This is a genomic window from Pseudomonas rhizophila, from assembly GCF_003033885.1.
Classification (GTDB): Bacteria; Pseudomonadota; Gammaproteobacteria; order Pseudomonadales; family Pseudomonadaceae; genus Aquipseudomonas; species Aquipseudomonas rhizophila.
In genome coordinates, this window is the sequence record NZ_CP024081.1 from 3,091,436 (window position 1) to 3,112,009 (window position 20,574).

The following is a 20,574-nucleotide window of genomic DNA, read 5'->3' on the forward strand; positions in this document are numbered from 1 at the left end:
TTCGCCTTGTGGCAGCAGGCGCTGGAAGAGCAGGGCGTACTGGCGCGTCAGGCTGACTACTGGAAACACCGGCTCAGTGGCTACGAGGGGCGCCTGAACCTGCCGCTGGCCCGTCCTCGGGGCCAGACCGCTTCCTATGACGGCGATGCGCTGCAGTTCCAGCTTCCCACCGGGCTGACCGCGGCCTTGCGCCGGTTGTCCAGCGAAGCCGGGGTCACGCTGTACAGCACGCTGCTGGCGTCCTTCCAGGTGTTATTGCATCGGGTTAGCGCTGCGCAAGATCTGGTGGTTGGCGCCGACGTGGCCGGTCGTGAACAGCCGGAGCTGGAGCGGCTGATCGGTTTCTTCGTCAACGTGCTGCCCCTGCGTTCGCGCTTGGACGCCGGTGCCACGTTCGCAAGCTTTTTGGCGAAAACCCAGGACAACCTGCTTGGCGCCCTGGAGCATCAGGACTTGCCGTTCGACCAGATTGTCGAGGCCTCGGGCGTGCCACGACACAAGGGCATGAATCCCTTGCTCCAGGTGTTGTTCGTGATGAACAACGTGCCGGTGCGCACCCGCTCCATAAAGGGGTTGAGCGTGGAATTGCTGCCGGCGTTGGAGACCCATTCTAAATTCGACATGGCGTTGTTCGTTGACGAAGAAGAAGGGCAATTGCGCGGCACTTGGCAATTCGCCACAACCTTGTTCGGACATGAGCACATTCAGCACCTGATTCAGGCCTGGACCGCCCTGTTGGAACAGATCGTCGCTGATCAGGACATTCAATTGGGAGCTATCAGCATGCCAGTCGACAACTTGGCGGCCGCCGCCAAGCCTGCCACCGTCCCGGGGCCCAAGGCCGATAAGCTGGGCAAGTTTCTCAAACGCTCGGTGACACCGCTCGCCAAGCCTCGACCGGCGCGGGTGCGTGAATCACTAGTGGCAGCACCGCAGCGATTCCCGTTGATGCTGGAGCCGGGTGAACCCCAGCTGGATGTCATCGAGTGGATTCATCAGAACCGGCCGCTGATCGAGCAAAAGCTGGCCGAACATGCGGGCATTCTGTTCCGCGGTTTTGAACTGGATGGCATCCAGGGCTTTGAAGCGTTCGCCGAAGCGATCCAGCCCGGCCTTTATGGTCAGTACGGCGATTTGCCGAAGAAGGAAGGGGGCAAGAACACCTACCGTTCCACGCCGTACCCGGAGCGCAAGATGATTCTGTTCCACAACGAAAGCTCCCATCAGGACCGCTGGCCGCGCAAGCAGATGTTCTATTGCGAGCAAGCCGCGCCTGTGGGCGGTGCGACTCCAGTGGTGGATTGCCGGTTGATGTACGAAAAACTGCCGTCGGACCTTCGCGAGAAGTTCGAAGACAAAGGGCTGCTGTATGTGCGCACCTTCACCGACAAACTCGACGTGTCGTGGCAGCACTTTTTCAAGACCGAGGACCGCCGCGAAGTTGAGGCCCGGTGTCGGGCGGGCGGTATCCAGTGGCGCTGGCTCGACAACGACGAGTTGCAGACCCGCACACCGGGGCCGGCGATCATCACGCACCCGATCACCGGGGAGAAGTCGTTCTTCAATCAGGTGCAACTGCATCACATCTATTGGCTGGAGCCGGATGTGCGGGAGGACCTGCTGTCGATGTTCGGTCTGGAGCGCATGCCTCGGCATGTGTATTACGGCGATGGCTCACCCATCGAGGATGAGGTGATGGCGCGCATCGGTGATTTGTATGAAGCCTGTGCGGTGCGTTTCGACTGGCGCAAGGGCGATGTGATCCTGCTGGACAACATGCTGGTGGCCCACGCCCGCGACCCGTTCGAGGGCCCCCGCAAGATCGTGGTTGCCATGGGCGATATGTATGAGCGCAGCGCGCTGGAGGGCCAGGTCGATGCCGGGGCCGCCATCCAGGGCATCCGCAACCTGGAGGAAACCGGAGCATGAACGAGGTATTGATGGACCAGCAGGACCCCGGCTTTGCCTTGACCCCCGAGCAACAAGCGATGCTCGAACAACTGTCGAGCACGGCGACCTGTGGCGAAGCATTGCGTTGGCTGAATGTGGTCATCGACGGCGATCTCGATCCGCAGCGATTGCAGATCGCGTTCGATACGCTCCTGGCACAGCAGCCAATGCTGCTGGCGCGGCTGGACAAAGTGGCCGGTTTCCACGGCTTGCGTCAGGTCGCCAGCGGCGCCGCTCGTTTCCCGCTGACGATACAGGCAGGCGAGCAACGGACCGAGGATGTCCAGGCGCAGATCAAGGATTCGCTGGGCTGTGCTTTTGTGGTGGGCGAATCGCCAAACGTCCAGGCCGTGCTTTATCGTCTGGCGCCGCAGCAATGGCAACTGGTGCTGGGTATCGCTCGCTACAGTGCCGATGCGCAATCGCTGAATCTGCTGCTGGAGCAAGTCCAGCAAGCGTACGCCGCAGTTCAGGCGTCGGAAGACGAAGCACCGGGCGAGTTTGCCCAGTACCTGGAATGGCGCAGTGAGGTGGTGCTTGATGAAGATGCCGCCACCGGACGAACCTATTGGCAGCATTACCTGCAAGGCGTGCAGACGGACATCGCCACACCGTGGTTGGCTGCGCGCAGCGCCGGCAGTGAGACGGGGGCCGCTGATACCTGTGTGTCGCTGACCCTGGAGCCGGCCCAGCGCGATGGGTTGCAACGGTTGGCCGAGCAGCTCGATCAGCCGCTTGCCACGCTGCTGCAAGGCGCATGGTGGGTGTTGCTGGGACGTTTGAGCGGCCTTGAGCAGGCGCTGGTGGGCGTGCGTCATGACAGCCGTGGCGACTATGAATACTTCGCCAATGCTGTGGGCGTGTTCGAGAAAACCCTGCCGCTTAGCGTTTCATTGCCCGCGACGGTGTCGTTCAGCGAGTGGCTGGACGAGCTGGCGGCGCGTCTGGAAGCCCATCGCACCTGGCAGGAATACTGGGCGCCGGAACTGTCGCCTGAGGCGGCGCGCCCGGCCTACGGCTTTACGCTGGGGCAGGCTAACCGGGCCGGCAACAGTGGCGGCCTTAACTGGGCTGTTGCAGAGTCCGTGCGGGTGCCGGCAGATCCATTCGAGTTGCTGTTGCAGGTGCAATTGAACGCTGCCCAGCAGCTTGCCGCGGTCAATCTGCATTACGCCAGCTCGCGTTACTCGCCGGCCTCGGCCAGCGCCGTGTTGGAACAGTACGGCGTGCTGTTGGCGTCGATCCTTGCCGCTCCACACACCGCATTGGCGCGGCTCGATCTGTTGAGTCGCACCGCAGAGCAGCGCTTGCTGGCAATCAACCCCGCCATGCACGCGTTAGCTGATGGCCGTTATCTGCCGCAGCGCATCGCCGATCTGGCGTCGCATACACCGAACGCCATTGCCCTGACCGACGCCCGTCAGCAAATGAGCTACGGCCAGTTGCAAGCCCGGGTCGACAGCATGGCGCAGGGCCTCAAGCAGCAAGGCGTGGGCGCCGGTTCGATGGTCGCGCTGGCGTTGCCGCGCTCGGTGGATCTGGTGATTGCAATGCTGGCGAGCTGGCGCCTTGGTGCGGCGTATCTGCCCCTTGATGTGCAGTGGCCCCAGGCGCGTCAGGCGTTGATGCTGGAACAGGCCGGCGCGGCGTTGTTGTTGACCGATGCGGCGCATCTGCCGGCCTGGCAGGATCAGCCGTATAAGGCGCTGACCGTGGCTGAGCTGAGCCATCCGGCTACGCCACTGCCGGCGCTCGCCACCCAGGGCAACGATATCGCCTATGTGTTGTTTACCTCCGGCTCCACCGGTGTGCCCAAAGGCGTGGTGATCGAGCATCGGCAACTGCTCAACTACACCGCCCAGGCCAGTCAGGCGCTGGGGCTTGCCCAGTGCAAGAACGTCGGTTTCAGTTCCAGCGTGGCGGCGGACCTGGGTAATACGGCGTTGTTTGGCGCGTTGTTCAACGGCGCGACCCTGCATGTGGCCAGCGATGAGCTGATGCAGGACGGCGTGTTGTTTGCCCAGTACCTGCAACAGCAGCAGATCGACTGCTTGAAAATCGTGCCCTCGCACCTCGCGGCGCTGCTCGACGGTGAACGGGCGCTGCTGCCGGGCACCCTGGTGCTTGGCGGTGAGCCGATTGCGCCGACCTTGGTCGAGCGCATCGCCCGGTTGCGCAGCGATTGCCGGGTGTTCAACCACTACGGGCCGACCGAAGCCACGGTGGGGGTGATGATTCATCCGCTGTCTCTGAACGGCGCGGCCAGCGACTGTTCGGCGCTGACCCAGGTGCTGGGCAACAACCAGGTTTACGTGCTGGACGCCGATCTGCGTTTGGCACCGGTGGGCGTGCTGGGTGAGGTGTACCTGGGCGGAGCGCAGTTGTGCCGGGGCTATCTTAATGCCGAGGCCGATGCGCAGGCGTTCATCCAGAGTCCCTTTGATCCGGCGCAGCGGTTATATCGCACCGGTGACCTGGCGCGTTATCGGCCGGACGGGGCGATCCAGCTATATGGTCGGCGCGATCAGCAGGTCAAGGTGCGTGGGTTCCGTATTGAACTGGCGGAGATCGAGGCCGTGCTGGTGCGCATGCCGCAGGTGGCCGAAGCATTGGTGTTGCCGGCAACGTCGGTCGAGCAGGGGCTGTTGGCCTTTGTCGTGGCGCAGCAGGGACTGTCGACGGGCTTGCTCGACGCCGCGCGCGCTGAGCTGAGCGCCCGCTTGCCCAGCGTGATGGTGCCGCAGCACGTGCATCTGATCGAACGATTCCCGCGACTGGCCAACGGCAAGATCGATCGCCACGCACTGCAGCAGTTGGCGGTGGCTACAGCGGACGATGAAGACGCCGCGCCACGCGATGCGCTGGAGCAATTGCTCGCCGCGCGCATGGCGCAGTTGCTTGGGCTTGAGCGATTGGGCATCGATCGCGACTTCTTCGCCGCCGGAGGTCATTCGTTGCTGGTGATCAAACTGGTGGCCGGTATTCGCAAGTTGTTGCAGTGCGAAATTCATCCGGGACTGGTCTTCGATCATCCGACCGTGGCGTCGTTGGCCCTGGCCTTGCGGGCGCTGGAGAGCAGTCCGGGGCAATTGGAAAAAATGGCCCAGGTGCGCCTGAAAATGGAGGCGATGAGTCCCGAGGAAAAGGCCCTCCTGACCGAACAGGCTCGGCAGCTGCAAGCCGCCAAGGCGGCCCAAGGCAGCTGACATGGCATGAACAAAAAGGCCTTTTTTAAGTTCTCGTTCCCCCGCTCTGCGTGGGAATGCATTCCGTGACGCTCTGCGTCACCTTCCAGGGGCGGAACGCGAAGCGTCCCTGGCGGCATTCCCACGCGGGAGCGTGGGAACGATCGAAAGGCAGCTGACACTCGCATGAAACAAAAGGCCGGCGCCCCTCTGCGCCGGCTTTTTTTTAACTTTTTTCGCGAATGATAAATAAACTCATTCCGGTTTTTGGCAGGTGCTGCGTCTTACTTAGGTATGTGGACAAATCGGGTCGGGCAGGACGCTCAGGCACCGGATGTGTTCAGCAAAAATTTCGCCGTCGTCCAGCCGGATGACCGTGCCCGGGGAGGGGCCGGTCGGCCCCGCACTGACACATTGCCCTTGGGGCAATCGACCGTGCGGGTTCTCTCGTGCTGGCGAGCGGCGGGCCCTTCGGCCCCATGGACTTTTACTTCTACCAATAATAGAGAGCACGATGTCATCCATTCATGAGTTGAAACCTCTGTTCAAGGCACTCGTCATGTCCCGCGGCCTGCGTTCGCGTCGGGTGTTGACCGGTCTGGGGCTGGTCTGCCTGCTGCCACTCAGCGCTCAGGTGATGGCTGAAGACGTCAGCATCGACATCCCTGCGCAATCGCTGCCCCAGGCACTGCAAGCGTTCGGTCAGCAGACCAACCAGCAAGTGATCTACAACGCCGGCGATATGGCCGGGCTGAAAAGCAACCGCGTCAGCGGCAAGATGAGCCCGCAGGCGGCCCTCACCGAATTGCTCAAGGGCACGGGGGTGCGGTACAGCGTTGAGGGCAATACCCTGATGCTGCTGCGCGGTTCTGCCACTGGGTCCCTTGAGCTGGGCGCGACCACCGTCAAGGCACAGGAGCTGGTTGCGACGACCGAAGGCAGCAAGTCATACACCAGTAACGCCGTGACCATCGGCAAGGGCACCCATACCCTCAAGGAAATTCCTCAGTCGATCACCGTGATGACGCGTAAGCAGATGGATGACCAGAACCTGGTCAACCTCAAGGACGCCGTCAACCAGACCACCGGCATCGTCGGCCTGCAGGGCGTTGGCCAAGGCATGATCCTGTCGTCACGCGGCTTCCAGATCGACGATTGGCAATACGATGGTGTGCCGATCCTGCGTAACAATTATTCGCTGGGCAACTGGGCGACCCAGGACCTGATCTTCTTCGACCGCCTGGAAATCATGCGCGGCGCCTCCGGCCTGCTGCAAGGCACCGGCAGTCCCGGTGGTGCCGTCAACCTGGTGCGCAAGCGTGGCCAGAACGCACCGACCGTGACCCTGACCGGCAAGGCCGGCTCCTGGGATCACTACGGCCTGCAACTGGACGCTGGCGGCCCGCTGAACCAGGCCGGCAACATCCGCGGTCGCATCGTCGTCGACGAAGACCAGAGCAATTCATTCGTCGACCATGCGTGGAGCAAGACTCACTCGCTGTACGGCGCGCTGGACGTCGACCTGAGCGAAGACACCACCCTGGGTTTCGCGGTCAGCCAATCCAACGGCGAATCGCGGGGCAACATCCGCGGCCTGCCACGCTACGCCGATGGCAGGATGCCGGACGTGTCGCGCTCGACCTACACGGGGGCGCGCTGGAACCGCTCCGAAATCGACGTCACCACCCTCTACGCCGATCTGGAGCACCGCTTCAATGAGGACTGGGCGTTCAAGGTCGGCGCGGTGCACATGAGCGAAGACAACCAGGCGAAAAACCAGCGCGTCCAAAGGGGAGGTGGTCTCCTGCCTGATGGCAGCGGCGTGCAATATGCCGACTTCCTGACCGATTTCCAGTCCACGAAGGCCGGTCTCGACATGAACCTGACCGGCAAGTTCGAAGCCTTGTCGATGGAGCAGGAAGTCATGCTGGGCGGCAACTACTCCCAGCTGGAAACCGATGACCGCTACGCCCGTACATTCAACAACACCAGCGACTCCATCTTCGACATCGACAATGACCGTCCGGACATCAGCTACGACAGTTTGATCGCCGCGGGTGGCCAGGGCACCCTCAGCAAATACGATATCCGCCAGAAGGGCGTGTACGGCACCTGGCGCGTCAAGCCGGTGGACGATCTGACGCTGGTGCTGGGTTCCCGGGTCAGCTGGTATGACTACAGCTACAAGTCGAAAACCGAAAACTCAGCCGGTATCACAGGCAACGCGCCAAGCACCGGAACTGAAACCGGAGTGGTCACGCCCTACGCGGGCATCATCTATGACCTGAGCCGTGAATGGGCCGTGTATGCCAGTTATACCGACGTGTTCCAGCCGCAGACCAATCGCGATGCCAACGGTTCGGTGCTCAAGCCGATAGTCGGCACCAACTACGAAGTCGGCCTCAAGGGCGAGTTGATGGACGGTCGGGTCAATACCTCCCTGGCAATCTTCCGCTACGACCATGAGAACCGTGCCATCAACGACGGTGGTTCGGGGTGTGGCGGCTCGGGTTGCTCGGTAGCCTCGGGCAAAGTGCGCAGCCAGGGTATCGACGCCGAAATCAGTGGTGAAGTGATAGACAACCTGCAGCTGTTCGCGGGTTACACCTACAACACCACCAAGTACCTGGAGGACCCGGACAATGAAGGGAGTATTTTCAGCACCTGGACGCCGAAACACATGCTGCGCGTGTGGGGCAACTACCAGTTCACCGGCGACTGGAGCCGTGTCAGCACCGGCTTGGGCTTCACCAGCCAAAGCCACACGATGGTTTACGACTACGATCGTGAAGTCCCGGGTTACACCGTATGGAACGCCCGCGTCGGCTACCAACTGACGTCGGAAATCGCCTTGGCGGTCAACGCCAACAACCTGTTCGACAAGACGTACATTACGTCCGCCTACAACCAGCTCAATGGCAACAACAACTTCGGTGATCCACGCAACCTGATGTTCAGCGTGACGTACAAACCGCAGTTCTGATCCTCGCGGGAATGAATAGACCTGCCTTGTGGGTGGTGCTGTTCACTTAAGGAAACGGCGCTTTTCGAGACGGGAAAGCGCCGTTTTTTTTGCCAAGGTGCCCACTGCGCAATGCCTGCGTTCGGCCAGCGTGGTTAACGGGGCGCCGAGATCAACGTCCGACGCGAGGCGGCCTTATAGCCGACCTGTTCTTACGGGGGAACTCAATCCAATTGTGGGAGCGAGCTTGCTCGCGAAAGCGGCGGGTCAGCTTGCGAGGATGTTGGATGTGCCGACGTCATCGCGAGCAGGCTCGCTCCCACATGAGTTTGCTGGTGTCCTCAGCATCTGCAAACGACACAAAAACCTGTGGGAGCGAGCTTGCTCGCGAAAGCGGCGGGTCAGTTTGCGTTGATGTTGGATGTGCCGACGTCATCGCGAGCAAGCTCGCTCCCACATGAGTTTGCTGGTGCTCTCAGCATCTGCAAACGACACAAAAARCTGTGGGAGCGYGCTTGCTCGCGAAAGCGGCGGGTCAGTTTGCGTTGATGTTGGATGTGCCGACGTCATCGCGAGCAGGCTCGCTCCCACATGAGTTTGCTGGTGTCCTCAGCATCTGCAAACGACACAAAAACCTGTGGGAGCGAGCTTGCTCGCGAAAGCGGTGGTTCAGGCGCACCGAGCCTAAGTGAGGTGCCGAGTGGTCGGGCAGAAGCGCTTTGGCTACTTTCGCCTGGGCCGGCTTGCGGATTTTCGAAAGTGACCCGCCGTAACGGCGGAACCCTAAGTGGCGGTTACCGCAGCAACGGATATACACACCGACCCCAAGCGCTATTCCCCTTCTATCGTACTGGCCCAAAAAGCCTCGACCAACGAATCAAGCAACCCATCATCAAAAATCATACTGCGGTGACGCAACGGCGAATGCATCGAGCATTGCAGCTCCCCGGTCAGGCTGCAGCTCTTGATCAAGGCTTCGCAGAATGCCAATTCTTCCGGGGTTTTTTCTACCTGTGTCCACCAGCAGCTAGGCCGAACCCGTACCGGTTTGAAGGTGAACCCGTCGAAGGCTTCCAGCAAACGATCATGCACCGAGAACGCCTGGGCGTTCATGACTTCATCCTTGACGCTCTGCACGATCGCCAGCAAGTCGCCTCGTCCCGGCTCGATCTGGCTGGCGGCCCACTCATGGAAGGCCTTGACCGTGCTTTCGGGTTGCTCACGCCGATAAGTCGCCGTGCGTTCCGTGAGGGTCGGAAACAGCAGGTCGAAGTATTCGATGGCCTCCAGCAGATCCTGAGAGGCCGGGTCGGCTTGTTCAGCGCCTGGTAAATGCCGATGACGCGACAACGTTGCCGGATATAGATGCTCCGGGATCGTGCTATCCACCAAACCGAGAAAACTCACGGTGTGGCCCAGGCTTTCCAGCGTCGCGGCGATGTCCAGCGCAATGGCGCCGCCCAACGACCAGCCCATCAGGTAATAGGGACCTTGCGGCTGGGCCTTGACGATTTCCTGGCTGTAATCGGCGATCATCTCGCCCCAGGCTTCAGGCCCGGCATGCGGTTCACTGAAGCCGCGGTGCATGACGCCAAAGGTGCGCGCCCGCTGTTGGAGTTTGCGCGCCAGTGGCTGGTAACAGAACACGATGCCGCCGCTGGGGTGCAGGCAAAATAGCTGCGGTGCGCTGGCCGGTGCGTTGTTCAGTTCGACCAGGCATTGGGTCTGTTCCCGATGTTTTTGCGAGATGAACAAGGCCAGCTCGGCGACGCTCGGGTTGGCCAGCAACTCTTGCAGCCGCACGCTGATATTCAGGCGTGCCTTGAGGTTGGCAATCAGTTCGATCGCCAGGATCGAATGCCCGCCCAGTTCAAAGAAGCTGTCGTTGACACCGACGCGCGCAACCTTGAGGGACTGTTGCCAGAGCTGTGCCAGGGCTTCTTCCAACTGAGTGCGAGGCGCCAGGTAAAGGGAATGCCAAAGACCGGCGTCGGGTTCCGGCAAGGCCTTGCGGTCGAGCTTGCCATTGGCATTGAGCGGGAAATGATCGATGAACAGCAGGTGGCTGGGCACCATGTAGTCCGGCAACTGCGCTTTGAGTGCGCTCAACAAGCCTTCGCGTAACTCGGCCGTGGCCGGTTGTGCGGCAATCACGTAGGCGACCAGCTGCAGGCCGCCCGGGCCTTCATGGGTCAACACGACACCGTCTTGCACCGCCGGCAGCGTTTGCAGGCGCGCCTGGATTTCCCCCAGCTCGATGCGGAACCCGCGAATCTTGACCTGATGATCCAGGCGTCCGATGTACTCGATGCTGCCGTCGGTGCGGTAGCGGGCCAGATCCCCGGTGCGATAGAGGCGCCCACCCGGCAGCGGGTCGAACGGGTCGGGGATGAAGCGGGTAGCGGTCAGGTCGGCACGTCGGTGATAGCCGCGGGCCAGGCCGGCCCGGCCAACGTATAGCTCACCGATGCAACCCTTGGGCACCGGGTTCAGATGAGCGTCGAGCAGATACCAGGACAGGTCGACGATGGGTTCGCCGATGGGGCTAGCGGCCTCGCTGTGCAAGTCACTCATCGACAACGGCCGCCAGGTGACATGCACAGTCGTTTCCGTGATGCCATACATATTGATCAGTTGCGGCGTCTGGTCGCCGAAACGTTCGAACCAGGGGCGAAGACTCTGTACATCGATCGCTTCGCCGCCAAAAATCACCTGTCGCAACCGGTGGGCAAGAGGTTGCCCAGGTTCGCAGGCGACCTGCAGCAACGCTTTGAACGCCGAGGGCGTCTGGTTGAGCACCGTGACGTTTTCCTGGCAAACCAGGGCGTAGAAATCCTGCGGTGAACGGCTCACGGCGTGGGGCACGATGACCAATCGGCCGCCGTGCAGCAGGGCGCCGAAGATCTCCCACACGGAAAAGTCGAAGGCATAGGAATGGAACAGGCACCAGACATCCTGATGATCGAAGCTGAACCAGTGGTCCGTGGCCTGGAACAATCGGCTGACGTTGTGGTGCGCCAGCAGTGCGCCTTTGGGTTGGCCGGTCGAGCCTGAGGTGTAAATCACGTAGGCCAGGTTATCCGGGTCCATCGGCACATTCGGATTGTGCTCGGGATAGGGGCTATTGGCATCGACCGAATCCAGCAACAGACAGTTGATGTCAGCGGGCAGCGCCAGCGATTCCCGCAGATGAGCCTGGGTCAGGATCTGCGTGACGCCGCTGTCCGCGATCATGTAAGCCAGGCGGTCGGCCGGGTAGGCGGGGTCCAGCGGCACGTAGGCGCCCCCGGCCTTGAGGATCGCCAGCAGGCCGATGATCATCTGTGGCGTACGCTCGACGGCGATGCCGACCAGTACGTCGGGCCCGACGCCTTGCTCGATCAGCCGATGGGCCAGTTGGTTGGCCTGTCGGTTGAGTTCGGCATAGCTCATGTGCTGCCCTTCAAAGGTCAGGGCGATGGTGTCGCCTGTGCTGGCGGCGTGGGTTTCGATCAACCGGTGCAGACACTGTTCGCTGCGCAGTTGGGTCGGCTGACGGTTCCAGTCGCCCAAGGTTTTTCGGTGTTCATCGGCGCTCAACAGTTGCAGTTCGCCAAGCGCGCATCCAGGCGTCTCGACCAGGCCCCGCAGCAGGTTCTGCCAGTGGCCGGCCATGCGCTCGATGGTCTCTGCGCGGTACAGATCACGGCTGTATTCGAACGTTGCCAGCAGCTGTTGCTGGGAATAATCGACATCCAGCGACAGGTCGAACTTGGCCTGGTTGTCACCGGTACTGAGAAACTCCAGCGTCAGTTGACCCAGGTTTGGCGCCGACGGTGAGGACGACCCGGTGCGCCAGTTGAACAAGACCTGGAACAGCGCACTGGCGCCCTGTGCGCCGGGCCGTTGCAACTGATCCAGGATCAGTTCCAGCGGGTAGTCGGCATGTTCCAGCGCGGCGAGCGACTGCGCGCGCAGGTCCCGGAGGAAATCCAGCGCGCTGCGGGTCGAGTCGATCCGCGCCCGATACACCTGGCTGCTGACGAAAAATCCCACCAGCTCCTGGCTCTCGTGGCTGTTGCGGTTGGCGTTCGGGACGCCGACGGTGAAGTCGTTCTGGTTGCTGTACCGAGCCAATAACAATTGCCAGGCCGCCAGCGCCACGACAAAAGGCGTAAGCCCCTCCCGCTGACAGAACGTATCCAAGGCCTGGACCATTGCCGGGTCAAGTGACACCTGCACGCGTCCGGCCATGTGTTGCTGATTGGCGGTGCGCGCAAACTCCTGAGGCAGTTCCAGCGCCGGCAGCTCATGGCCCAGGTAGTCGCTCCAATAGGCGCCACTGCGGTGGCAGGCCGGGCTCTGCACATAGTCGCCGCGTTGCCAGCTCGCGTAGTCGGCGTATTGCAGGGGCAACGGCGGCAGCGTTGACGGATCGCCGAGCAAGGCTCGGGCATAGGCCATGGCCATGTCTTGCATGAGGATCGTGTTGGACCAGGCATCGGAAACGATGTGATGCATGTTGAGCAACAACACATGCTCGTCACTGCCCAGTCTGAGCAACGTTGCCCGCATCAGCGGCGCCTGGGTCAGATCGAACGGTTGTCGGGCGTGCTGTTCGATGCGCTGTGAAAGCGCCAGCTCCCGTGTTGGCTGATCGAGCGCGGCGAGGTTCTCCCGGTGCACGATCAGGCTGGCGTTACGCTCGATCACCTGGGTGGCGGCGCCGTCGATTTCAGTGAAGGCGGTGCGCAGGATGTCGTGCCGGTCGATGACGCGATTGAGTGCCTGTTCCAGGGCGTCGGCATTCAGTTTGCCGGTCAGGCGCAGGGCGCGCGGCAGGTTGTAGGCTGATCGGCTCGGGTCGCGCTGTTGCTCCAGCCACAAGCGCTGCTGGGCGAAGGACAAGGGCGCGCGGTCCGGCCGGCTGCGGCTGGAGCGGGCTTGCACAGCGTCAGCGTCCTCCTCCAGCAGCAGGGTCAGCAGGTCATCATCTAGCAATGGGTTCATGGTGTTCTCGCGGTTCAGGCAAAGGCTGCGGGGGCTTTTTCACTGATGACCTGACCGGCCTGCATCCGGACCAGTTGATCGGCGATGTCGAAATAGCGGTCGTCGTGGGAAATGACGATGATGGTTTTGCCCAACGCCTTCAGCTCCGGCAGCAGTTCGGTATAGAAAACCCGTCGGAACACCGGGTCCTGGTCGGCGGCCCATTCGTCGAACACCAGCACTGGGCGCTCCTCAAGCCAGGCGTTGAGCAACGCCAGGCGTTTGCGCTGGCCGGTGGAAAGATCGGTAGTGCTGAAGGCGCCGTCCTGAATGCGAACCTTATGAGCGATTTCCAGGCGCTCCAGGTAGCGATTGGCGTCGTCAGGTACCTGCTGGTCACCCTGAACCAGGTCATCGAACAGGTAATAGTCGGCAAAAATCGTGGTGAACAACTGGCGATAATCGTCCCGTTGCGCGGCCCCTACCGGCGCGCCGTCGAGGAGGATTTCGCCGCCCTGGGGGAAATAGAGGCCCAGCAGCAGTTTGATCAGCGTGGTCTTGCCGCCCCCGTTTTCACCGACGATGAACACAATGTCGCCCTGGGCGATGGAGAGGTTGACCGGTCCCAGGGCGAAGGGTTGGCTGCCTTCGACCGCCGGGAAGGCGTAGTGCACATCACGCAGTTCAAGCTGCTGGAGCGCTGGCCTGGAAAGGCTCTTGTCGTCCAGCAGCAGGTGCGGCTCCGGTGAGGAAAACTGCTCGTCAAGCTCGGCAATGCGCTTGAAGGCAATGTTTGCCCGGCTGATGACCGGCAAGGTCATCACCAGGTATTCCAGCGGGCCCTTCATGTACAGCAGCACCAGCACGAAACCGCTAAGCACGGCCTTGTCGGTGCCCAGCCACAGCGATTGCAGGGCCAGCACCAGGCCAATGACCACAAAAAACAGCATCGAGCCGAAGGTCTTGGCCACCACGAAGGTGTTGACCGCGCGAATATTGGTGTCGCAAATATTATCGGCGGTGGCTTCGATGCGCTGGCTGAACATGCGCTGGCGGCGTGGGCGATGAATGCGCAGTTCCTTGGCGCCAGCGGCGATCGCGCTGTAGTGTTTTTGCAGCGCGTCTTCGGCCTCGCGGGCGGCTTCGAACCCCCTGATGCCACGGGCTCGGGCCAGGTATTGCACGACCGTGCCGATCACCAGCGCCACCAGCAGCAGCAAGAACATCGGCAGTGACAGGTAGGCCAGATAACCCAGGCAACCGAGGGTCACGGTGAAGGCGATGGCCAGTGGTGCGAACGAAAACGCGAAATTGCTGACGGTGTTGACGTCGTGGGTCAGTACCGGGATGAGCCGGTGGCTGCGATAACGTTCGATCTGTTCGATGGGCGCCAGCAGCACCTTCTTGCCCAGGGACTTACGCAACCCGGCGATGATGTTCTGACCGACGTGGTTGCTACCGATGTCCGAAAGAATCGAGGTCAGCAGCGCCACCGCGCAGAGCACCACGAACGTTACCAGCGTCTGGGCTGTGGGTTTGGCCGCGGCGTTCAGGGCGTCGTTGATGGTCGCCAGCAGGGCGGTGATGCTCAGGCCGCCAAGCATGCCCAAGAGGATGGAGCCTACGACAATCAGCCGGAAGGGTTTGAGCAGGATGAACAGTTCATTGATCACCCCGCGTGTTGGTTGGCTCATGGAGGTTTCCCTGCTTGATGAAAAGGGCGAAGGCCATCGCGGGTGGTCGCCGGGAGGGCTTTAGGGCGCAGGCACGCTGGATTGGGTTGTGCCCATCTTTAGAACGATTGGAGGGCAGGGGAATTTATCCTGTGGGAGCAAGGCTTGCCCGCGATGAAGGCGACGCGCTTTTCTGTGAAATCGAGGTGTCTGCATCGCGAGCAAGCTTTGCTCCCACAGGGGCCGAGCTGTGCTCGGCCTACATATCCCGCGCCACCCGAAAACCAATCCAGTCACCCCGATTGCCCGGCACCAGCGCGTTGCGGTTGCCGGAGCGGGAGAACACCGGTGCCTCGCCCCAGTCGTTGCCGCGGATACGCTTGAACTCGCATTTGCCGGTCAGCCAGGCGCTGCCATCGCTCGGGGCACCGATGTAGTTTTCGTTATAGCAATCGGCCGTCCACTCGTAGATGTTGCCGTGCATGTCGTACACGCCGAAGGCGTTGGGCGCGAAGCTGCCGGCCGGGGCGGTGAAGTTGTAGCCGTCGGCCGCGCCATAGGTGTTGGCATGTTGGGCGATGCTGTATTCCTTGCCCTCGTCGAACGGGAAGGGGAACGGCCCGCTGGAGCCGCCGCGTGCGGCGTACTCGCGCAGGGACTCGCTGACCAGGCGGTATGGCTTGCCGGTTTTTTTCGACAACCAGGCCACGTAAGCGTTGGCCTCTTCGAAATTCATGCACACCGCCGGATGCCGGTCGGTGTATTGCTTGCGCGGGTCACTGCCCTGATAGTCCGGGATGCCGGCCTTGCACGCGCGGCCGGGACGTTTATCGCCGTCGGGCATCGAGTACCCGGTGTCGCGCAGGTAGGCGAACCATTCGCCCTTCAAGACTTGGAAGCGGCTGATCGCCAGTGGCTTGGCGAACGTCACCGGGTGCATCGGGCCTTCGTCGGGCTCGCGACCCACTTCGTCTTCCGGGGTGCCCATCTGAAAGGTGCCGGTGGGCAGCACGACCATTTCCGGGCAGTCCTTGCAGTCGCGAAAGACCTGGCCCGGTTGCGAGGCCTGGGCACCGGAGGGCAGCAGGGCGGCGAGGGCCAGTGCCGGGAATAGCTTCAACGAAAAACTGTTCATCCATCTCTCTCGATAAAGTCAGGTTCAGAGTGTCTTGCCCAGCAAGCCCATGAAGCGATCGATCTCGGCTTCGGTGTTGAGCAGGCCCGGCGCGGTTCGAATGACAGGCCCGGCGTCGCGATGCACGGCGTCGGCGATCACCCGGTTCTGCATCAGGTAGGCGGCGATCTCGTCGCTCTTGCGGCCCTTGACCCGGAAGAAGGTGAAACCGGCCGACACGTCCGGGCTTATGGGCGTGACCAGCTCGATTTGCGGCAACGCCAGCAGCTGTTTTTTCAAGTAGGTGTTGAGCGCGTGAATGCGCGCCTGCACGTCGGCCTTACCCAGTTGCAAGTGCAGCTTGAACGCCTCGTCCGCCGCCCAGCGATGCTCGAAGGCGTGGTAGCCGCCGGGCGTCATGGTGGTGGAAAACGCCGTGGCTTCGGAGAAGGTCGGGATGATCGGCGTGACGTACTTGAGCTCTTCGCTGCGGCTGCACACCAGGCCGGTGCCGCGGGGACCGAACATCCATTTGTGGGTGCCGGCGATGAAGAAGTCGCAATTCATCGCTGGGAAGCTCAGGTCTTCAACACCGAAGCCGTGCACGCCGTCCACCACGTAGATGATGCGTTGCGTATCGCTGCGGCCCTGGTTGTGCTTGTCCACCAGCGCGCCGATCTTGTCGATCGGCAGCTTCACGCCGCTGCCCGAATGCACCCAGGTCATGCCCAGTACGCGGGTTTCGGGACGGATGTTGCGGTCGATGGCGCTCAGGATGTCATCGTGGCTGGCGCTGTGGGCGTTCTCGAACAGTTTGATCTTGCGCACCCGGGTGCCGTCGCGTTGGTTGCGTAAATCAAGGATGGTATGGGTGGCGTAATGTTCGTGGGCGGTGCTGAGGATTTCCTGGTCGGCTGCCACATGGACGCCGCCGTAGATGATCGACAAACCTTCGGTGGTGCTGCCGGTGAGGGCGATCTGCTTCGGGGTCGCTTGCAGGTAGCGGCCGGCCCAGGTGCGGACGTTTTCCTCGCGCTCCTCGGTGACGCCCAGGTCCCAGTCCATCAACAGTCCCGGGTTTTTATCCAGCGCGGCGCGATGCCGGTCGATGGCCTCACGTACCGGGCGCGGGTGGGTGGTGACCAGGAAATTGGAGAAGTGCAGGTAGTCCGGGTCCTGGTTGAACAGCGAGCGCAACTGCGCCCATTTGTCCCGGGGCAATGGCGGCAGGGGATCGGCAATGGCCGGGGCGGGAAGACTGGCGGCCAGCGGCAGGCCGGCGACAAGGATCCCGGCGTGCTTGAGAAAGGTCCGGCGCTCATTCATGGCTGGACCGCCTTCTGGGTCGAGGCCACGGCAGGCCGCGCGGCTTGCTGGACCTGATCCCAGACCCGCAGAAAGTTGCCGCCCCACAGTTTGGCGATGTCCGCTTCGGAGTAGCCGCGGGTCAGCAGTTCGGCGGTGACGTTGCGGATCTCGCCCACGTCTTCCCAGCCTTTGACGCCGCCGCCCTCGTTGAAGTCCGAACTGATGCCGACATGGTCGATACCGATCTTGCGTACGGTGTAATCGATGGCGTCGCCCAGGTCCTTGAGGCTGGCCTTGGGTTCCTCCTCCAGAATGCCATAGAGCTGGCCGGCGTATTCACCGAATTTCTGTTCCGGCCACGCGGCGATGATCGGATCGCCCGGCATCAGCGCCATGGCCAGGTTGGGCAGCGGTGGCAGGTCGAAACGTTGGCGCAGGTCGTTGAGTTTGTCCTGGGTCTTTTGCGTCAGCGGGCGCAGGTATTGGGAGAAACCGACGACCTGTACCACGCCGCCGCTGGCCTTGATCAGCTGCATTTCCTTGTCGCTGAGATTGCGCGGGATATCCACCATGGCCCGGGGTGCGGAATGGGAGGCCACCAAGGGCGTGCGGCTCAGTTGCGCAACTTGCTCCAGGGCCTGGGTCGACATCTGCGACACGTCGATGATCACGCCCAGGTCGTTCAGGCGCGTCACCGCTTGCTTGCCAATCTCCGACAGGCCGCCGAGGGCGTCAGGTGAGTCGTTGAAGAACGGCAGAGGGCGCGAGGAGTCGGCCCAGTCGTTGTTGCCGATGTAGCTGAAGCCGAACATGCGCATGCCCCGCGCCGTCCACAGGTCCAGCAGGCTCAGGTCATGGCCAAGGGGATAGGCGTTGAGCATGCTGATGAAAATCGCGAACTTGCCTTCGCCATGCAGGCGCCGGAAGTCATCCGGGGTGTAGGCGATGGCGACCTGGTTGGGAAAGTCGCGGACCATGCCGGTGATGATCTTGAAGCGCACTTCCTGCTGATTGCGCGCTTCCTCGACGAAGCCGGCGGTGGGCTTGTGCGGCGCGTTGGGGCCGTTCCACAGCTCCGGCCAGCCGAAGATCGTCAGGGCCGCGCCGGACAGGTGCCCGCGGTTGGCTTTGACCAGGTCGAACTGGCCTTTACCGTCTTTGTCCGCCTCGTGACCGGCGGTGCCGAAATTCAGTGGCACGGAGATGCGGCTGTCGAAGGACAGCAGGCGCTCGTGCAGTTCCCTGGCCTCTTTCATCACCTTGACCGGGTAGCCAGGGTTGTCCCGCCACCAGTGGTCCCAGGCCGCCAGGCCGCCGCCGACCGCCAGTGCAAGGGCCAGGGGCACGCCGATGAAGAGAGCTTTTTTCGAACGTGGTGTTGTCATTGCCGATCTCAGTCAGGTTCGCTGCGGGGGGGCTTTGCTATCTGGGGAGAACGAGTGATCGGCGGGGAAATTTAGGTGGGGCCAATGGCCCTATCGCGAGCAGGCTCGCTCCCACATTGAACGCGCTCACCTGTGGGAGCGAGCCTGCTCGCGATAGCGGTCTGACGGTCGACCGATCTCTCGCGGATGTACCAGATCCATTGTGGGAGCGAGCCTGCTCGCGATGAGGCCCTCGCAGCCCCTATAAATTTGTCAGTCCCCCCATCGTTCTAGCTTGGATAAAGCCCGCTCCAGGGCCGAACACAGGTAAGGCAATGACGATTTCTCGACGATGGTTCATGGCGGGCCTGGCGCTGACCGGTGCCGCCGTGCCTGCGGTGTATTACGGGCATCGCGAACTGACCCGGCCGGACCCCACCATCACCCCCGGCGAGGCCTCATTCGATGTGGCGGACGTGGCGGGGCAGCGCCGGGCCGATACGCTGCGGGGTATCTGGACGATCCGTTTTTCAGGAAGCGACGCGGGCCTGGACGGTTTGCCCGGCGACGGTCTGCAAGTGTTCCTCGACATCGCCCACAAGGGCCGTGGCCTGGTGGGCTGCCTCGACACCGCTGAGCGGTTGCGCGCCGGTGATGAGCCGCATTATCGAGTGCTGGGCGACTTGGCGGGGGATGACAAGAAACAATTGAGCTGGCGCCTGATCGGGACCCGGCAGGACGCGCCGGTCTACGAATTCATCATGACCCTCGACGAGGTCTGGGCCGGCTTCGGCAATGCCGGCACTGCCACCCTCAGCGGTCGCGTGTTGCGCCTCGATCGCCCGTTGGCGCTGCCGGAACTCGACAATCAGTTCATCGCCCGCAAGCTGCCGTTCCCCGAAGCCCGGGAACGCACGCCGCTGAGCCCGCCCTTGCTGGCCTGGCTGGTGTCGCCGGAGCATCGGTTGTTCCATCAGCTCTGGCACGCCTCGCGGGACAAATGGCACAGCCTGGACGAAGACAAGCGCAATGCCTTGCGAGGCATCGGCTGGCAGCCCGGCCCGCGGGACCATGAACGTGACGCTCGTGGCAAGCGCAAGGATCGCAACGGCTCGGGCGTGGATTTCTTTTTCATGCACCGGCACATGCTCGGCACGGCCCGTTCGTTCCAGCCGCTGCAGTCGTGGCCGCGCTTCCCGTTGCCGCAGCCGGAACTGGAGCGTGATCGACTGGGCTTTGCCCGGTATTTCGATAACCACGATGGCACAGCTTTGCCGCCCACCTGGCTGGCCAGTGGCGACGAGCAGTACGCCCAATGGGTGAGTGACATCAAGACTGCCGAGACCTATCACAGCAATTTCCAGGTCTGGGAATCGCGCTACCGCGACCCGCGCTACCTGTCGAAACTGACCCTTGGCCAGTTTGGCTCGGAAGTGGAACTGGGCCTGCATGACTGGCTGCACATGCGCTGGGCTTCGGTGCCCCGCGATCCTTCCAACGGCCACCCGGTGCCCTTCGCCCGCGACCCGGCGGACTTCGCCCAGCGCTGGTATGAACCGGAAAATGACTTTCTCGGCGACCCGTTTTCCTCCCATGTGAACCCGGTGTTCTGGGCCTTCCACGGCTGGATCGACGACCGCCTCGAAGACTGGTTCCGCGCTCACGAACGTTTCCATCCGGGTGAAGTGAGCCGGCTGGAAGTCAACGGCGTGCCCTGGTTCGCCCCCGGCCGCTGGGTAGAAATCGCCGACCCCTGGCTGGGCCCGGTCACCCACGGCTGCAGCACCACGCCGGGTTTGCAGCCCGGACGTTCGGTGGAAATGGACCCGGAAACCATGAAACTGGCCCTGCGCATCACCTTCGGCAGCGACGACAAAAAACTCTCCGAACTGTTCCGCCGCGTGCCGCAGCGGCCGTGGTATGCGCGTAATCTCAAGAGTACGCCGGTGTAAAGCTTCGCTTCCCAAAGAAAACCAAAGCGAACGCTGTTGTGGCGAGGGGATTTATCCCCGCTGGGCTGCGAAGCAGCCCCAAACCAGCGCACTCAAAA

Annotated in this window: 9 protein-coding genes (1 of these 9 running past the window's edge); 4 read left to right on the top strand and 5 right to left on the bottom strand. The window is 62.3% G+C overall.

What is annotated here, in order from left to right:
• The 3 genes from CRX69_RS28240 to CRX69_RS14395 all read left to right on the top strand — a co-directional run.
• A protein-coding gene (locus CRX69_RS28240; protein WP_420821172.1) for a condensation domain-containing protein crosses the window boundary here: on the top strand, nucleotides 1–1,929 show its end. 2,811 nt of this gene lie to the left of the window's left edge; 1,929 of the gene's 4,740 nt are visible here — the last part of the coding sequence; its start codon lies beyond the left edge, outside the window; the stop codon is at nucleotides 1,927–1,929.
• The gene (locus tag CRX69_RS14390; RefSeq protein ID WP_107322204.1) at nucleotides 1,926–5,156 is read left to right on the top strand and encodes a non-ribosomal peptide synthetase; all 3,231 of its coding nucleotides are present in this window, start codon (nucleotides 1,926–1,928) and stop codon (nucleotides 5,154–5,156) included. Before CRX69_RS28240 ends, CRX69_RS14390 begins: the two co-directional genes overlap by 4 nt.
• A gap of 493 nt (nucleotides 5,157–5,649) precedes the next feature.
• Nucleotides 5,650–8,118 (top strand): TonB-dependent siderophore receptor, encoded by a 2,469-nt coding sequence (locus tag CRX69_RS14395; RefSeq protein ID WP_107322205.1) that lies wholly within the window; start codon nucleotides 5,650–5,652, stop codon nucleotides 8,116–8,118.
• Nucleotides 8,119–8,928: 810 nt separating this feature from the next.
• On the opposite strand, the gene CRX69_RS14405 is transcribed toward CRX69_RS14395, so the two are convergent.
• The 5 genes from CRX69_RS14405 to pvdM form a co-directional block, all read right to left on the bottom strand.
• Nucleotides 8,929–13,086: a non-ribosomal peptide synthetase gene (locus CRX69_RS14405; RefSeq protein ID WP_107322206.1), complete on the bottom strand. Its 4,158-nt coding sequence runs from the start codon at nucleotides 13,084–13,086 to the stop codon at nucleotides 8,929–8,931.
• A 14-nt stretch (nucleotides 13,087–13,100) separates the two neighbouring features.
• Nucleotides 13,101–14,759, bottom strand: coding sequence for a cyclic peptide export ABC transporter (locus CRX69_RS14410; RefSeq protein ID WP_107322207.1), 1,659 nt, complete (start codon nucleotides 14,757–14,759; stop codon nucleotides 13,101–13,103).
• A 238-nt stretch (nucleotides 14,760–14,997) separates the two neighbouring features.
• Complete coding sequence (gene pvdO, locus CRX69_RS14415) at nucleotides 14,998–15,873, bottom strand: dihydropyoverdine dehydrogenase (RefSeq protein ID WP_107322208.1); 876 nt, start codon at nucleotides 15,871–15,873, stop codon at nucleotides 14,998–15,000.
• Nucleotides 15,874–15,897: 24 nt separating this feature from the next.
• Nucleotides 15,898–17,178: a pyoverdine-tailoring periplasmic protein PvdN gene (pvdN, locus tag CRX69_RS14420; RefSeq protein ID WP_107322209.1), complete on the bottom strand. Its 1,281-nt coding sequence runs from the start codon at nucleotides 17,176–17,178 to the stop codon at nucleotides 15,898–15,900.
• A complete protein-coding gene (gene pvdM / locus CRX69_RS14425) occupies nucleotides 17,175–18,545 on the bottom strand; it encodes a pyoverdine-tailoring dipeptidase-like protein PvdM (RefSeq protein WP_107322210.1) in 1,371 nt (456 codons plus the stop codon). The genes pvdN and pvdM overlap by 4 nt, the downstream gene beginning before the upstream one ends.
• Nucleotides 18,546–18,859: 314 nt before the next feature.
• Between pvdM and pvdP the strand changes: the two genes are divergently transcribed.
• A complete protein-coding gene (gene pvdP / locus CRX69_RS14430; protein WP_107322211.1) occupies nucleotides 18,860–20,476 on the top strand; it encodes a pyoverdine maturation tyrosinase PvdP in 1,617 nt (538 codons plus the stop codon).
• Nucleotides 20,477–20,574 lie beyond the last annotated feature (98 nt).

What these genes read in the sequence shown, in the direction of transcription:
- pvdO (WP_107322208.1), bottom strand. Translation starts at nt 15,873, where the DNA reads ATGAACAGTTTTTCGTTGAAGCTATTCCCGGCACTGGCCCTCGCCGCC.
- CRX69_RS14390 (WP_107322204.1), top strand. Translation starts at nt 1,926, where the DNA reads ATGAACGAGGTATTGATGGACCAGCAGGACCCCGGCTTTGCCTTGACC.
- CRX69_RS14410 (WP_107322207.1), bottom strand. Translation starts at nt 14,759, where the DNA reads ATGAGCCAACCAACACGCGGGGTGATCAATGAACTGTTCATCCTGCTC.
- pvdP (WP_107322211.1), top strand. Translation starts at nt 18,860, where the DNA reads ATGACGATTTCTCGACGATGGTTCATGGCGGGCCTGGCGCTGACCGGT.
- CRX69_RS14405 (WP_107322206.1), bottom strand. Translation starts at nt 13,086, where the DNA reads ATGAACCCATTGCTAGATGATGACCTGCTGACCCTGCTGCTGGAGGAG.
- CRX69_RS14395 (WP_107322205.1), top strand. Translation starts at nt 5,650, where the DNA reads ATGTCATCCATTCATGAGTTGAAACCTCTGTTCAAGGCACTCGTCATG.
- pvdN (WP_107322209.1), bottom strand. Translation starts at nt 17,178, where the DNA reads ATGAATGAGCGCCGGACCTTTCTCAAGCACGCCGGGATCCTTGTCGCC.
- pvdM (WP_107322210.1), bottom strand. Translation starts at nt 18,545, where the DNA reads ATGACAACACCACGTTCGAAAAAAGCTCTCTTCATCGGCGTGCCCCTG.